Origin of the sequence: Inquilinus sp. Marseille-Q2685, from assembly GCF_916619195.1 — a bacterium.
Taxonomy (GTDB): Bacteria; Pseudomonadota; Alphaproteobacteria; order DSM-16000; family Inquilinaceae; genus Inquilinus.
In genome coordinates this window covers 33,959-48,660 of record NZ_CAKAKL010000005.1, presented here as the reverse complement: position 1 = coordinate 48,660, position 14,702 = coordinate 33,959, and the positions used below count along the sequence as shown (strand labels likewise).

At 71.1% G+C, this 14,702-nt stretch carries 15 protein-coding genes; 10 read left to right on the top strand and 5 right to left on the bottom strand.

Annotation, left to right across the window (positions count from 1 at the left end; all coding sequences use genetic code 11):
* Window positions 1–5: 5 nt before the first annotated feature.
* Window positions 6–914 (bottom strand): methyltransferase domain-containing protein, encoded by a 909-nt coding sequence (locus LG391_RS22360; RefSeq protein WP_225770265.1) that lies wholly within the window; start codon window positions 912–914, stop codon window positions 6–8.
* Window positions 915–991: 77 nt separating this feature from the next.
* Between LG391_RS22360 and LG391_RS22355 the strand changes: the two genes are divergently transcribed.
* The 7 genes from LG391_RS22355 to LG391_RS22325 all read left to right on the top strand — a co-directional run bounded on the left by LG391_RS22355 (window position 992) and on the right by LG391_RS22325 (window position 8,387).
* Window positions 992–1,744 (top strand): SDR family NAD(P)-dependent oxidoreductase, encoded by a 753-nt coding sequence (locus tag LG391_RS22355; protein WP_225770264.1) that lies wholly within the window; start codon window positions 992–994, stop codon window positions 1,742–1,744.
* A gap of 101 nt (window positions 1,745–1,845) precedes the next feature.
* Entirely contained in the window at window positions 1,846–3,633 is a 1,788-nt protein-coding gene (gene ggt / locus LG391_RS22350; RefSeq protein WP_225770263.1) for a gamma-glutamyltransferase, read from the top strand.
* Between the two features lie 45 nt (window positions 3,634–3,678).
* Window positions 3,679–4,404: a ComF family protein gene (locus LG391_RS22345; RefSeq protein WP_225770262.1), complete on the top strand. Its 726-nt coding sequence runs from the start codon at window positions 3,679–3,681 to the stop codon at window positions 4,402–4,404.
* 106 nt (window positions 4,405–4,510) lie between these two features.
* Window positions 4,511–4,780 (top strand): glutaredoxin 3, encoded by a 270-nt coding sequence (grxC, locus tag LG391_RS22340; protein ID WP_225770261.1) that lies wholly within the window; start codon window positions 4,511–4,513, stop codon window positions 4,778–4,780.
* 27 nt (window positions 4,781–4,807) lie between these two features.
* Complete coding sequence (locus LG391_RS22335; RefSeq protein ID WP_225770260.1) at window positions 4,808–5,659, top strand: carbon-nitrogen hydrolase family protein; 852 nt, start codon at window positions 4,808–4,810, stop codon at window positions 5,657–5,659.
* Window positions 5,660–5,669: 10 nt separating this feature from the next.
* Window positions 5,670–6,347 (top strand): YukJ family protein, encoded by a 678-nt coding sequence (locus LG391_RS22330; protein ID WP_225770259.1) that lies wholly within the window; start codon window positions 5,670–5,672, stop codon window positions 6,345–6,347.
* Window positions 6,348–6,632: 285 nt separating this feature from the next.
* Window positions 6,633–8,387 carry an ABC transporter ATP-binding protein gene (locus tag LG391_RS22325; protein ID WP_225770258.1) on the top strand — a complete coding sequence of 585 codons (1,755 nt, stop codon included), beginning with the start codon at window positions 6,633–6,635 and terminating at the stop codon, window positions 8,385–8,387.
* 63 nt (window positions 8,388–8,450) lie between these two features.
* Here LG391_RS22325 and LG391_RS22320 read toward each other — a convergent pair whose 3' ends face one another.
* From LG391_RS22320 to LG391_RS22305, 4 genes are all read right to left on the bottom strand, one after another.
* Window positions 8,451–9,158, bottom strand: a complete 708-nt coding sequence (locus LG391_RS22320; protein ID WP_225770257.1) for a hypothetical protein — start codon at window positions 9,156–9,158, stop codon at window positions 8,451–8,453.
* Between the two features lie 102 nt (window positions 9,159–9,260).
* Window positions 9,261–9,956: a gamma-glutamylcyclotransferase gene (locus LG391_RS22315; protein ID WP_225770256.1), complete on the bottom strand. Its 696-nt coding sequence runs from the start codon at window positions 9,954–9,956 to the stop codon at window positions 9,261–9,263.
* Window positions 9,953–10,957 carry a Gfo/Idh/MocA family protein gene (locus tag LG391_RS22310; RefSeq protein WP_225770255.1) on the bottom strand — a complete coding sequence of 335 codons (1,005 nt, stop codon included), beginning with the start codon at window positions 10,955–10,957 and terminating at the stop codon, window positions 9,953–9,955. Before LG391_RS22310 ends, LG391_RS22315 begins: the two co-directional genes overlap by 4 nt.
* Before the next feature lie 83 nt (window positions 10,958–11,040).
* Complete coding sequence (locus tag LG391_RS22305; RefSeq protein ID WP_308013063.1) at window positions 11,041–11,595, bottom strand: class I SAM-dependent methyltransferase; 555 nt, start codon at window positions 11,593–11,595, stop codon at window positions 11,041–11,043.
* A 94-nt stretch (window positions 11,596–11,689) separates the two neighbouring features.
* Between LG391_RS22305 and LG391_RS22300 the strand changes: the two genes are divergently transcribed.
* The 3 genes from LG391_RS22300 to LG391_RS22290 all read left to right on the top strand — a co-directional run bounded on the left by LG391_RS22300 (window position 11,690) and on the right by LG391_RS22290 (window position 14,683).
* Window positions 11,690–12,124 (top strand): DUF1178 family protein, encoded by a 435-nt coding sequence (locus LG391_RS22300; RefSeq protein WP_225770253.1) that lies wholly within the window; start codon window positions 11,690–11,692, stop codon window positions 12,122–12,124.
* A gap of 127 nt (window positions 12,125–12,251) precedes the next feature.
* Window positions 12,252–13,733 carry a hypothetical protein gene (locus LG391_RS22295; RefSeq protein WP_225770252.1) on the top strand — a complete coding sequence of 494 codons (1,482 nt, stop codon included), beginning with the start codon at window positions 12,252–12,254 and terminating at the stop codon, window positions 13,731–13,733.
* On the top strand, window positions 13,730–14,683 hold the full coding sequence (locus LG391_RS22290) for a Wzz/FepE/Etk N-terminal domain-containing protein (protein ID WP_225770251.1): 954 nt from the start codon (window positions 13,730–13,732) through the stop codon (window positions 14,681–14,683). The genes LG391_RS22295 and LG391_RS22290 overlap by 4 nt, the downstream gene beginning before the upstream one ends.
* The last annotated feature ends 19 nt before the right edge of the window (window positions 14,684–14,702 follow it).

Sequence of the window (14,702 nt, the reverse complement as noted above, 5' to 3'; positions counted from 1 at the left end):
CGGCGCTATTGACGCACCGGCCGCTCGACGGTCCCCAGCGCCTCGGCCAGAGAGCGGGTGGCGCTACCGCGCGGGCGGGGCTGCTGCTGGCTCTCATGCGGCGCCCAGCCGGCCAGGAACAGCACCTCGAAGCTGGCCGGGATGCGCCCGTCCGCCTCGGCGAAGCGCTCGGCATAGCGGGCGGCGACGGTGGGCCAGAAGGCGTGCGGCGGCGTCGCCGGGTTGCGGTTCAGCCCGGCATTGGTCTCGCCCATGCCGCGCAGGTCGGCGAACAGGCGGAAGGCGTCCTCGTAGGTCACCGTGACCGTCTCGGCATCCGCGACCGGCAAGGCGAAGCCGGCGCGCTGCAGCAGGCCGGCGGCGTCGCGCAGATCGGCGAAGGGGGACAGGCGCGGGCTGGCGCCGCCCATCAGCTCGGTCTCCGCCTCGACCAGGACCGCGCGCAGCTCGGCCAGCGTGCCGGCGCCCAGCATCGCCGCCAGGAACAGCCCGTCCGGCCGCAGCGCCCGGCGGATCTGCAGCAGGGCGCCGGGCAGGTCGTTGACCCAGTGCAGCGACAGGTTGCTCAGCACCAGGTCCAGCGTGCCCTCGCCGAAAGGCAGCAGTTCCTCGTCGCAGGCCAGGGTCGGCCGGCCGTTGGCGGCGGCGCTTCGGGCGAAGGCGGGAGACAGGTCGGCCTGGACCAGCGTGTCGACCCGGCCGCTGCCGTCCAGCGCCCGAGCCAGGGCGCCGTCGTGGCAGCCGAGGTCGAGCGCCACCGGGAAGCGGCGGGTGACGGCGAGCAGCCGGTCGGCCAGCATCGCCGCCACATGCTCGAACAGGAAATTGTGTCCGGCCAGGCCCGGCGCCGCGCGGTCGCGCCGCCGGCGCACCAGCGCCCGGTCGAACACCATCATGCTGTCGGAATCAATCATGACGCGCACTATAGGGGCTGCGGAGGACCACCGCACCGCCCTTGGTGGCGCGAAGGACGACAGCGAAGGACACGATCATGACCGCAGCGGACCGGCCGGTGGCGCTGGTGACGGGATCGACCTCCGGGATCGGCGCCGCGGTGGCGCGGCGGCTGGCCGCCGAAGGCTGGGCCGTGGCGCTGCATTCGCGCGCCTCGATCGAGACCGGCGAGGCGCTGGCGGCGGAGCTGGGCGGCGGCGCCGGCCACACCGCCGCCGACCTGGCGACCGATGACGGGCCGCCGGCCCTGGTGCAGGCGGTGCTGGCGCGGCACGGCCGGATCGACGCGCTGGTCAACAGCGCCGGCATCACCGCCACGGTGCCGCATGCCGACCTGAAGACGGCGACGCCGGATCTCTGGCGCCGGCTGCACCAGGTCAACGTCATCGCCCCCTGGCTCTTGGTGGCGGAGGCCGAGGCGGCGCTGCGGCAATCGGCATCGGCGCGGGGCCGGCCGGCCGCGGTGGTCAATATCGGCTCCCACGCCGGGGCCCGGCCGCGCGGCGCCTCGGTGCCCTATGCCGCCACCAAGGCGGCGCTGCACCACGTCACCCGCCTGCTGGCCAAGGCGCTGGCGCCGGCGATCCGGGTGAATGCCGTCGCCCCCGGCCTGGTCGACACGCCGATGACCGCCGACTGGGCCGAAGCGCAGCAACTCTGGGCCACCGCGGCGCCGATGCGCCGCCCGGCGCAGCCGGCGGACGTGGCCGAGGTGGTGCTCGGGCTGATCCGCTCGGACTATGTGACCGGCGAGATCGTGATGCTGGACGGCGGCCTCAACCTGACCTGACGACGCGGAAGGGCCTGCCTCCCAGACGGGGGATTGGGAACCGGCCGTCGCCGTGGAATACTCCCTTATGCGGATTTCGCGAAATCTGCCGGGGGGAGAGGATGCGGTGCACCGTAGGGCGGGCCTTGCTTCTGGGCGGCACGGTCGGCGCCGGCCTGCTGTTCGGGGCGGGCGCGGCCCGGTCGGATTCGCCGCCCGAAGGCACGGCTTCCGTCGTCGCGAGCCAGGTTGCGCCCGCCCGCCCGGCCGAGCCCGCGGTCCGCGCCAAGCAGTTCATGGTGGCGGCGACCAATCCGGTGGCGGCCTGGGCCGGCTACGACGTGCTGGCGGAAAACGGCACAGCGGTGGACGCCATGATCACGGTGCAGCTGGTGCTCAACCTGGTCGAGCCGCAGTCGAGCGGCATCGGCGGCGGGGCGCTGCTGCTGCACTATGACGGGCGGTCGGGCCGGCTGACCTCTCTCGACGGGCTCGAGACGGCGCCGCGGGCGGCGGATGGCAGCATGTTCCTCGGCCCGGACGGCCGGCCGATGCCGTTCGGCGCCGCGGCGGTCGGCGGCCGGGCGGTCGGCACGCCCGGCACGCTGAAGCTGCTGCTTGAGGCGCATCGGCGCTGGGGCAGGCTGCCGCTCGACCGGCTGTTCCGGCCGGCGATCGAATTGGCCGCCAAGGGCTTCGCCGTGTCGCCGCGGCTGGCCGGCCTTCTCGTCGGCGACACGGCGGAGCGGCTGAAGCGGGATCCGCGGGCGCGAGACTATTTCTTTCCCGACGGCCAGCCGCTTCAGGCCGGCCAGACGCTGCGCAACCCGGCCTTCGCCGACACGCTGCGCTTCATCCTGAGCGACGGCGACAGGCCCTTATATCTGGGCCCGATCGGCGCCGACATCGTCGCCGCGGTCCAGGGCGCGTCCGGCAATCCCGGCCGGCTGGAAGCGATTGATCTGGAGATCTACCGGGTGGTGGAGCGCCAGCCCGTCTGCGTCCCCTACCGCGCCTGGCGGATCTGCGGCATGGGGCCGCCGAGCGCCGGGGGCATCGGGGTCGGCCAGATCCTCGGCCTGCTCGAGCATTTCGACATGCCGGCGCTGAGCCCCGACGCGGCCGAGACGTGGCACCTGTTCGCCGAGGCCGGCAAGCTGGCCACTGCCGACCGCGACCGCTATCTCGCCGATGCGGATTTCGTCCTGGTGCCGGCATCGGGCCTTGTCGACAACGCCTACCTGACCACCCGGGCGCAGACGATCTCGGCCGGCTGGGCCGCGCCCGTGCCGGCGCCGCCGGGCAACCCGTCGCGGCGCATCGGGCAGGAGTGGAGCTCCGACACCTCGGCCGAATCCTCCGACACCAGCCATGTCTCGATCGTCGATGCCGAGGGCAGCGTCGTGTCGCTGACCACGACGATCGAGGGCGCCTTCGGCTCGCATCTGATGGTGCGCGGCTTCATGCTCAACAACGAGCTGGCCGAGTTCTCCTTCCTGCCCTTTGCCGGCGGCCGGCCGGTGGCGAACCGGGTCGAGCCCGGCAAGCGGCCGCGCAGCTCGATGGCGCCGACCATCGTGCTGGACCGGGACGGCAAGCCGGTGCTGGTGATCGGGTCGCCCGGCGGTGCCCGTATCATCCCCTATGTCGCCCAGGCTATCATCGGGGTGCTGGACTGGGGGCTGAACGTGCAGCGGGCGATCGAGCTGGGCCATGTCGTCAACCTCAATGGTCGGACCGAGCTCGAGGCCGGAACGGAAGCAGCCGCGCTGCAGGACGCCCTGGCTACGCGCGGCCACGACGTGGCGGTGACCGAACAGGTCAGCGGGCTGCAGGGCATCCAGATCGGCCCGGACGGACTGGTCGGCGGGGCCGATACGCGGCGCGAGGGCGTCGCGCTCGGCCGATAGGGCGTCTTGCGCACGCTCCTCGCCCCGTGGATCAGACGCGCCGGCATGGCCCTGCTCGACGCGGTGCTGCCGCAGCGCTGCCTGTCCTGCGGCGCCGAGATCATGGCGCCGGGGGCGCGGTGCGCCGCCTGCGGGGCCGGGCTCGCCTTCCTCGGCCCGCCGCAATGCCGCCGCTGCGGCCTGCCCTTCGACCATGCGGCGGCGGCAGGGGCGGGCGACGACCCGGTCTGCGCCAACTGCCCCGCCACTCCCCCGCTGTGGGACCGGGCCCGTGCCGCCTTCCTCTACGACGATCTCAGCCGCAAGCTGATCCTGGCGTTCAAGCATGGCGACCAGACCCATGCGGCGCCGGCCTTCGGCCGCCTGCTGCAGGGGGCGGCGGCGCCGTTCCTGGCCGAGGCCGATGTGATCGCGCCGGTGCCGCTGCACCGATGGCGCCTTCTGCGCCGGCGCTACAACCAGGCGGCGCTGCTCGCGCTCGCGCTCGGCCGCGAAGCCGGCCGGCCGGTGGCGCCGGACCTGCTGGTCCGCCGCCGGCCGACGCCCAGCCAGGGCGGGCAGGACCGTAAGGCGCGGCGGCGCAATGTCGCCGGCGCCTTCGCCGTGCGGCCCGGCCGCGAGGCGCTGGTCGAAGGCCGCCGCGTGCTGCTGGTCGACGACGTGCTGACCACCGGTGCCACCATCGACGAATGCGCCCGGGCGCTGCGGCGCAAGGGGGCGGCCGGCATCGATGTCGTCACCCTGGCCCGGGTGCCGCCGCCCGGCAGCTGAGGCGCTGCGGGTCCCGCTCAGGACATGGGCGCCATTCCACGGGTGCAGACCCCTGGCATCGGCCGCGGAATGACCTCATATTCGAGGAACTCGTCGGAGGATCCGCATGCCACCGGTCACCGTCTACTCCAGCCCGTTCTGCCCCTATTGCTACATGGCCAAGAAGCTCCTGACCCAGAAGGGCGTCAGCTTCGAGGAGATCGATGTGGTGGCCGAGCCGTCGCGGCGGGAGGAGATGCGGCAGCGCGCCAACGGCCGCAACACCGTGCCCCAGATCTTCATCGGCGCCACCCATGTCGGCGGCAATGACGACCTCCAGGCGCTGGAGCGCGCCGGCAGGCTCGATCCGCTCCTGGCCGAATCCGCGCCGGCCTGATCCTTCTCCTTGTCCGAGGACGATGGCATGACCCGCTTCACCGCCGCCTGCGTCCAGCTCAATGTCGGCACCGAGATCGAGCCGAATCTGCGGGACGCGGGGGTGCTGATCCGGCGGGCCCGCGACGCCGGGGCGACGCTGATCGCCACGCCGGAGAACACCGGCTTCATCGTCCAGGGCCGTGAGCCCGTCCTCGAGCGCGCCTTGCCGGAGGAGCGGCATCCCGGCCTCCCCTTCTTCGCCGATCTGGCGCGCGAGACCGGGGCGACCCTGCTGATCGGGTCGCTCTCCATCGGCCTGCCCGACGGCAAGGCCGCCAACCGCTCTTACCTGTTCGCGCCGTCGGGCGAGATCCTGGCGCGCTACGACAAGATCCACATGTTCGACGTCGATCTGGCCGGCGGCGAGCGCTACCGCGAGAGCGCCACCTTCGGCCCGGGCGACCAGGCGGTGGTGGCGCCGCTGCCCACGGGCGGCGTGCTGGGCCTGACCGTCTGCTACGACCTGCGCTTCGCCTATCTGTACCGGGCGCTGGCCCAGGCCGGGGCCGACATCCTCAGCGTGCCGGCCGCCTTCACCCGCAAGACCGGGCAGGCGCATTGGCATGTGCTGCAGCGCGCCCGGGCGATCGAGACCGGCAGCTTCGTCATCGCCCCGGCCCAGACCGGCACCCATGACAAGGGCCGCCAGACCTACGGCCATTCGCTGATCGTGGCGCCCTGGGGCGAGGTCCTGGCCGATGCCGGCGAGGAGGTCGGCTTCGTCACCGCCGAGATCGACCTGGCGCGGGTGGAGGAGGCGCGCAACGCCGTGCCGGCGCTGCGCCACGACCGCCGCGTCACGCCGCCCGGCCCGCCGCTGCGCGCGGCCGGGGAATAGCCCGCGGAGAATGGCGCTCGAGCGCTATGCGGTGCTCAAGGGGCGCCCGACCGACCGCCGCCTCGCCGCCGAGGGGTCGACCCACTACCACATCCGCGTCGATGACGATGGCGGCCGCGACCACCGGGTGGCGGTCAACGTCCAGGGTTCGTCCTGGCCGTCGGCGGTCGAATATGTGCTCGACGCCGATTTCGACCATCCGGTGACCGCGCGGCTGGCGGCGCTGGTGCCGGGCCTCACCGCGATCCCCAGGGGCCAGGGGCTGGACTACGTCCGCGACGGGCTGTTCGACCGGTCGCACATGCGGCCGCTGCCGGCCACTCGGCCGGGGCCGGACAACGACCTGAACGAGAAGATCGACCGCATCGTCGCCCGCGCGATCGCCGAGCCCGCCGCGATGCTCTACGTGTTCGGCGAGCCCTTCGGGCCGGACCCGGTGGCCGATCACGGCTTCGGCTTCATGCCGTCGCGCGGCATGCACAACATCCACATGAACCAGGGCAGCCCGGAGGAGCGCTTCCGCGGCGACAACGGCACCGGCCAGGACGGCGCGCTGCTGATCGCCTTCCCGCAGGGTCGCTGGGCGGCGCTGTTCCTGAAGTTCCAGTCTCAGGCCTGGCAGACCGACGACGCCACCGGCCACCCGCGCCAGCCGGTGCAGGCCCGGCGGCGGCGGATGCGGGTGTGACCGCCGGCGGTCCGCCGGGTTGCTTGAAAGCCGCGGCTGGCTTATGGTGCGCCGCCGACCGATGCCAGGAGGGCAAGATGACGACCTTCATGTCCGAGAAGAAAGGAGTTCCCGCCCCTCGCAAGGACATGAAGCTTCATGTTGTCCCGAATCCGGAGGTCGCCGGCGCATCGAGACGCCGCCTCTAGCGATCTCGCTCTCCAACCGCGCAGCCCGGCTGCCGCGGTCGATGCTTCCCGCTTCCAGCCTGTTCCCGCGCCGTCGCCCCTGCGGTCCGGCCATGACGTGCCGCGCGCCGTGGCCTGGGCGCGGATGCGCAAGTTCCTGTCCGCCTACCGGCCGCACCTGCCGCTGCTGGCGGCCGACCTGCTCTGCGCCGTCGTCGTCTCCGCCACGGCGCTGATCCTGCCGCTCGGCGCCAATATCGTCACCAAGCGGCTCACCGGCCTGGGCGACAGCCCCGGGGCGCTCGACGAGGTCTATCTCCTCGGCGCGGCCATGCTCGCCGTGGTCCTGCTGCAGGCGCTCGCCAACCTGTTCGTCGACTACCAGGGCCATGTCATGGGCGCGAAGATGGAAAGCGCCCTGCGCCGCGAGCTGTTCGAGCATCTGCAGAAGCTGTCCTTCGGCTTCTACGACCGCGAGCGCACCGGCCAGCTGATGAGCCGGATCACCAACGACCTGTTCTCGCTCGGCGAGCTCTACCACCACGGGCCCGAGGACCTGGCGATCGCGGTGCTGAAATTCGCCGGGGCGATCGCCATCCTGGCCTGGCTCGACCTGCCGCTGGCGCTGATGATCCTGGCGGTGCTGCCCTTCGCGGTCGCCTATGCGCTGCACTTCAACCGCCGGATGAACCGGGCGCTCTTGCTCAGCCGCGAGCGGATCGCGGCGGTCAACGAGCGGGTGGAGGATTCGCTCGCCGGCATCCGCGTGGTGCAGTCCTTCGCCAACGAGGATGTCGAGAACCGTCGCTTCGAGGCACAGAACACGGCCTTCCTGGACAGCCGCCGCGCCGGCTACCGCAGCGAGGCCTTCTTCTCGATGGGGACGGAGACCTTCCCGCAGCTGATCACCGTGATCATCATCGTCGCCGGCGCTGTCCGGGTCGCCGAAGGGCAGCTCGCCGTCGCCGACATGCTGACCTTCCTGCTCTGCGTCGCGGCGCTGGTCGACCCGGTGAAGCGGCTGGCGAACTTCGCCCGGCTCTGGCAGGAGGGCTACACCGGCTTCACCCGGATGATGGAGATCCTGGAGGTCGAGCCGGACATCCGGGACCGGGCCGGCGCCGTCGAGCTGGCCCGGCCCCGCGGCGCGATCAGCTTCCGGGACGTCGGCTTCCGCTACGAGGACGACCGGCCGCTGGTGTTCCGCGACCTGTCGCTGGATATCCGGCCGGGCGAGTTCGTCGCGCTGGTCGGCGCCTCGGGCGCCGGCAAGAGCACGCTCTGCGCCCTGGTCCCGCGCTTCTACGAGGTGACCGAAGGCCGGATCCTGATCGACGGCATCGACATCCGCGACGTCACCCTGGCCTCGCTGCGGCGAGCCGTCGGGGTGGTGCAGCAGGATGTCTATCTGTTCGCCGGGTCCGTGGCGGAGAATCTGCGCTACGGCCGGCCGGACGCGACGCGGGAGGAGATCGTCGCGGCGGCCCGGGCGGCCAATGCGCACGACTTCATCATGGCGCTGCCGGACGGCTACGACACCGATGTCGGCCAGCGCGGCGTCAAGCTGTCCGGCGGGCAGAAGCAGCGGCTGACCATCGCCCGTGCCTTCCTGAAGGATCCGGCGATCCTGATCTTCGACGAGGCCACCAGCGCCCTCGACAACGAGAGCGAGCGGGCGGTGCAGCAGGCGCTTCTGGATCTGGCGCGGGACCGCACGACGCTGGTGATCGCCCACCGGCTGTCGACGGTGCGGCAGGCCGACCGCATCCTGGTCCTGACCGACCAGGGCATCGCAGAGCAGGGCACGCATGAGCAGCTGCTGGCCGCCGGCGGCGCCTATGCCGCCCTCTACCGGGTGCAGGCCAGCTTCTGAACGGCATCGGGGCGCGACGGTGCCGTCGCGCCCCGAATCCGCTGCTGGTCGAGCTCACCGTGCTCAGTCGAACGGGCGGAAGCCCTGCCGGGCGAGGGCGAGGTCGTGCTCGTCGACCACGCCGTTGCCGTCGACGTCCAGATTGGTCGACTCCCAGTTCCCGGTCGGCCCCGCGCCGGGCTTCACCGAAGCGATCCGCTCGGCAAGCTCGTCCTCCAGGGCGTCGATCACACGCGGATCGGTGGTCGGGTCCGCCTTGAGCGCCGCGATCCGGTCCTCCAGGGCCCGGATGCCGGTTTCCTCCGGCGTGCCGAAATTGGCCTGCATGGCGCCGACACGCGCGCCGTAGCCCAGCTCCTTGGACAGCGCGACCGAGGTGGAAACCCGGGCGCCATGGTTCGGGAACGCCCCGGTCCCGGCCTTACGGGCCCGGCCCGGGCGGCTCACGTCAACGCCGGTGTCGTCGTCGACAGCAGTATCGCCCGCTGCGGCGGACGTCCGCCCGCGGGAGCTGTCGGTGCTGCTGCCGCGGTCGTCTCCGGCATCGCTCCTGCCGCCACCATTGCCGCCGCCGTTACCGCCTCCATTGCCCCCGCCGTTTCCACCTCCGTTGCCGCCCCCGTGCCCGCCGCCGTTCCCGTCCTTGACGGTGATCAGCATCGGGTCCGTCGACGGGCCGGCCAGAGTCCAAGTCGCTGCGGTGGCGCCGGACGCGTAGAGCAGGCCGAGCGCCAGGGCGAAGGGAAGGGGCGCGCGCGAAGAACGGCGCATCGGGGATCTCCGGGTTGTGATGCGGGCGGTCAGGCCGCCCGGCTCACACGACAAGACGTCCCGGGGGCCGCGTTCATTCCCGATATCTGCGGATCGGCCAGTTCAACCCGGCTCGATCGTCGTGATCCGGCGCCGCAGCGCCTCCAGCCCGTGGTCGCGGATGCCCAGCTCGACCAGATGGTCGAGGGTCGAGCGGAAATACTCCTGGCAGCTGCCCAGCTGGCCGTGGGCCCGGGCCAGCACCCGCGCCGTCTCCTCCTCGCTCAGCCGGCCGGCATAGCGCGGCTGGTCGCGGTTGATGGTGAAGGCGATCGCCCGCACCGGCCCCTCGGACGTCGCCGCCGTGACCCAGCGCGGGGTGTAGGAGGCGGTCACCATCTCGCGCCGCCAGATCAGGTCCAGCTCCTCCTCCACCGCCGCGGCGGCGATCCGGAACACGACGCCGCGGCAGGTGCCGCCGCGGTCGAGGCCCAGCACCAGCCCTGGCCGCTCCGGCGTGCCGCGGCCCAGCGAGGTCCACAGGCAGAAGCGGCGGTGCCAGCCATGAATCAGCCCGGTGCGCCGCTCGACGAAATGGAAGGCCGGGTTCCAGATCAGCGAGCCGTAGCCGAACACCCAGACATCGCCGCCGGCCGCGCCCTCCGCCGCCAGCAGCGCCCGGCGCGACTCCGCCAGCGCCTCGAAGGACAGCACCTCCGCGGTCGGGTCGCCGGCCGCGATCATGCGCTGCAGCACGCCGTTCTTCAGCGATTCGCGGGTGATGGCGGTCGGTTCGGCGACCGTCGGCACCTCGCTCACGGCGTCTCCCACCGGCCTGTGTGGGCGGAGCGGAAGACCGCGTCGATCACCTGCATGTTGGCCAGCGTGTTTTCCAGCGGCACCGGCTGCTCGCCGCCCGTCAGGATCGCCTCGGCGAAGGCCGCGGCGGCGACCCCGTACTGATCGCAGACCGGGATCTCGACCGGCTTGATGCCCTCGCCGAACAGGCTCGACCCGTCGTCCACCAGCAGGCGGCAGGGCCGGTCGTTCGGCGCGTTGAACGGGATCTCCACCTCGATCCGGCCCTTGGTGCCCAGGAACTGCATGCGCTGGTAGCCGGGGATCTGGGTGGAGTAGACGAAGCTGGCCTGCACCCCGTCATAGTCGAGGAGGACGCTGCCCAGCCGGTCGACCTTGAACACCGGGTCGCGGTCCAGCAGCGACACCACCCGGCGCGGCTCGCGCCCGGTGACGAAGCGCGAGGTGGTGATCGGATAGCAGCCGATGTCCAGCAGGCCGCCGCCGCCGATGTCGGCCTTGTTGCGGATGTTGTTCGGGTCGATGTTGCGATAGGTGAAGGCGCCGGCGATGGCGCGCAGCTCGCCGATCGTCCCGTCCTGCACCAGCTCCCGCACCTTCAGCCACTGCGGATGGGTGCGAACCATGAAGGCTTCCTGGATGCGCCGGCCGCCCTTGTCGCGCGCCGCGATCAGCTGCCGGGCCTGTTCGGCGTTCAGCCCGATCGGCTTCTCGCACAGCACATGCTTGCCGGCCTCGACCGCCTTCAGGGTCCATTCGACATGAAGATGGTTCGGCAGCGGGATGTAGACCGCGTCGATCTCCGGGTCGGCCAGCAGCGCCTCGTAGCTGTCATAGGCCACAGGCAGGCCGTATTTCGCCGCCGCGGCCGCGGATTTCTCCGCCGAGCGCGAGGCGATGGCCTTGACCCGGCAGTGCCGGGCCCGGGTCATCGGCGGGACGACCTTGTCGTTGATCTTGGCGGCGCCCAGCACGCCCCAGACGATCGTTCCTTCGGCCACGCCTGTCTCCTCCTGACTGCAAAAGCCGGACGTTTTCGCAAATCCCGGCGATCCTAGAGGCTTTGGTCGCGGATGAGGAGCGTTCAGGGCGCGGGCAGGGGATGCGGTTCGGGCGACCCGTCCAGCGCCGGCACTGGCGTCCGGTCGGCAATCGCGCAGATCCGCTGCACCACCGCGGCGCGGGGCGAGGCGACCTCGCCATGCTCGTAGGCGATGACCTGCAGCCGTCCCGCCACCGTGTCCAGCAACTCTCCCGCCTTCAGCAGATAGGCGGGGGTGGAGGGGCGGCCGAAGCGCTGGTTGCCCTGGGCGAAGGTCTCGTAGATCAGCACGCCGCCCGGGGCCAGCGCCTCGACGACCACCGGCAGAAGCGGCCGGTGCAGGTAGTTGGCGACGACGATGCCGGAGAAGCGGCGCCCGGCGAAGGGCCAGGGGCCGGCTTCGATGTCCGCCCGCAGGATCTCGACCCCGTCGGCCCCGGCCAGATCCGCCACGCCCTGCAGGTCGACATCGACGCCGACGACGGCATGGCCGCGGGACCGGAAGTGACGCAGATGGCGGCCGCTGCCGCAGGCGAGGTCGAGCACCGGCCCGGTCTTCGGAACCAGCGGCGCGAATCGCGAGACCCACGCGGACACAGGGGGGATATGCGGCATCGGCGGAATCTGAGACGTCATTTTCTTTGCGGCCCGTGACGGACCATCGTATGACGAAAGCGGAGCACGGAATGCGATGATCCTGTACGAATTGCGATGCGAGGCCGGCCACGGCTTCGAGGCCTGGTTCCGGAACAGCGGCACCTATGACACGCAGGTGGCGGCCGGTGAGGTCAACTGCCCGGTGTGCGGCAGCAGCTCGGTCGAGAAGGCGCTGATGGCGCCGGCGATCGCCAAGCGCCCGCCCAAGGACGTCCAGGCCGAGGACGGCCGCCGGACCCACACCACCATGGCCGAGGCGCGTCGCCAGCTCGAGGCGCTGCGCCGCAAGATCGAGGAGAGCTGCGAGTATGTCGGCGACCGTTTCGCCGACGAGGCGCGCAAGATCCACTACGAGGAATCCGAGCATCGCGACATCTACGGCGAGGCCACCGAAGCCGAGGCGCGCGAGCTGGAGGAGGAAGGCATCGGCGTCGCCCGCATTCCCTGGGTGTCGCGCACCGATTCCTGACGGGCGCCGGCTCGCCGGTCCCGCCGCCGGCCTTCCGCCCGGTTGATCCGGGCGTCGATTTCTTCTCGCCGTCCGTGCGGTTCGGCTTGTCACCGCCCCCGCTTTGCGGCTACTGGGTTATGTGCCGGTGGCCGTCGGATCGAGCCATTCCGTCGCCGGCAGCGTGCCCCTGATCCATGGCGCGGAAATAATGAATATATGTCTTTTGTCCAATAATTACCGGACGATGTTCTTCGAAAGGATCGGGCGCGGTCTCGAGCGGAAGGGGATCGGGGTCTTCTGGATCGCGGCCAGCCGGCGATGGGCGGATGCGCTGATCAAGGAAGGCTGGCGCCGCGACAGGATCCTCTGCCTCGCCGATTTCAAGGATGAGTGGCGCCGGGGCGCGCCGCCGGACCCGGCCGATCCGGCACTGACCGAGCTGGAGGCCGGCGGGCTGGCCGCCAACGAAGTCATCCTGATGGATCGCGAGCTGTGCAAGCGGGCCCACGGCAAGGCCTATCTGGCCGTGGCCGCACGGGAAATCTCGCGCTTCCTCCGGGCCCACGACATACGCGCCGCCTTCGGCGAGCAGACCTGGGCGTTCGAACTGGCCACGGCGCTGCTGTGCAAGGCCCAGGGGCGGTCCTACTTCGCCCCCTCCACCGTCCGGGTGCCGTCCGACCGCTTCGGCTTCTTCACCGACCTGAACCAGGCCGAGATCTTCGAGATCCGCAAGCCGGACCGGTCGGACCGCGCGGCCGCCGACGCCATCCTCGAGGCGCTGCGCGGCCGCGCCTACCGGCCCTACTACTTTCATCTCAACAACAAGATCCGGTTTTTCCGCCGCCACTGGCTCGGCGAATCCGTGGTGCAGGCCCTGTCCAACGCCACCGACGGCGACGAGACCCTGCCGACCCTCGCGCATCGCGCGCGCTGGCGCTTCAGCCGGATCGTCAACACCTACCGCGTCCGCTGGCGGAAGCCGTTCGAGCGCGACGGCATCCCGGGCCAACGCCCCTTCGTTCTGGTGACGCTGCATATGCAGCCGGAAGCGTCGATCGACGTCTTCGCCCACCGCAACGCGAACCAGATCGAGAATGTCCGCGCCCTGTCGCGGGTGATCCCGCATGGCTGGGAGATCTACGTCAAGGAGCATTCCAACGCGATCGGCTTCCGCGCGCCGCGCTACTATGACGAGCTGCGGCGGATCCCGGGCGTGCGCCTGATCGACCCCCATGCCGACACCTTCAGGTTGATGGAAGCGGCGAAACTGGTCCTGTCGCCCTCGGGCACGGTCTGTCTCGAAGCCGGCCTGCTCGGTCTCAAGGCCGGGACCTTCGCGCCGATGTACTTCGCCCCGGTGATGTCGCCGGGCACGATCGACCTGACGACGCTGACCCGCGCCGGCTTCGAGCGTCTGCTGCAGCGGGACGACCGCGACGGCCGGGCCGAGCCGGCAGCCTTCCTGAGCTGGCTCCATGCCCAGTCCTTCCTCGGCCGGGTCGCCGATCCGGTGCACGACCCGGACTGCATGACGGAGGAGAACGTCGCGACCGTGGTCGATGGCTTCATGACGCTGCTCCGGACCCTGGAGACGCGCCGGCAACCGAATGTGAGCGCAGCATGAGCCTCGCCGGCGAGCATATCCTCGGCCCCGTGCCGAAAACCGCCGAAACGACGGTGATCGAGAACCGCACGGACGCCACGATCGCCCAGGATCTGATCGCGTCCGGCTGGCGCCACCGCTGGCTGGTCGCGCTGGTCGTCCTGGTGGCGCTGGCCCTCGGTGTGGCCTGGATCATGGTGTCGCCGACGCGCTACACCTCGCGGCTCGTGGTCATGCCGACCGAGGCGTCGCAGCAGCTGTCGGACCTGCTGCGCAACGCCGGCTCCTCGGTGATCGCCAGCTCCCTCGGCAGCCTGACAGGCACCGAGCAGATCACCTATTTCGACCGTTTCTCCAAGCAGTTGACCGCGGTGAGCACGGCGGCGGCGCTGAAGGAGCATCCAAACCTGGTCGAAAGCCTGATGGGGCTGCGCTGGAACGACGAGCGGAAGATCTGGGAAGGCGATTCGGTGCTGACCCAGATCAAGGCGGCCCTGGGGCTCGACACCAGTGCCGACACCAGCGCCCAGGCGGTCGCCGAGTTCCTGCGCCGCAACCTCATCCAGGAGCAGGACCGGAACTCGCCGATCACCACCCTGTCGCTCGACGCCGCCGATGCCGAGGTGGCGCGGCAGACGCTGGGCTATCTGCACCGGTACAGCGACGACCAGATCAAGCAGGCGATCTACCAGCAGACCCAGAGCAAGCTCGAATACCTGCAGCGGCGGCTGCAGAGCGTCACGGTCAATGACTATCGCCAGACCCTGATCGGCCTGATCCTGGATCAGGAGAAGATCCTGATGCTGATCCAGCCGAATCTGCCTTTCGCGGCGGAGGCGCTGGAGAAGCCGGAGATCCTGATCGAGCCGAGTTCGCCGAAGAAGGGCCGCATCCTCGTCGTGGCCCTGCTGGTCGGCCTCCTGATCGGCGGCGTCATCGCCTATCGCCTCGACCGGAAGCGCCGGCGCTGAGGCCGGAGGGCCGCCGGCC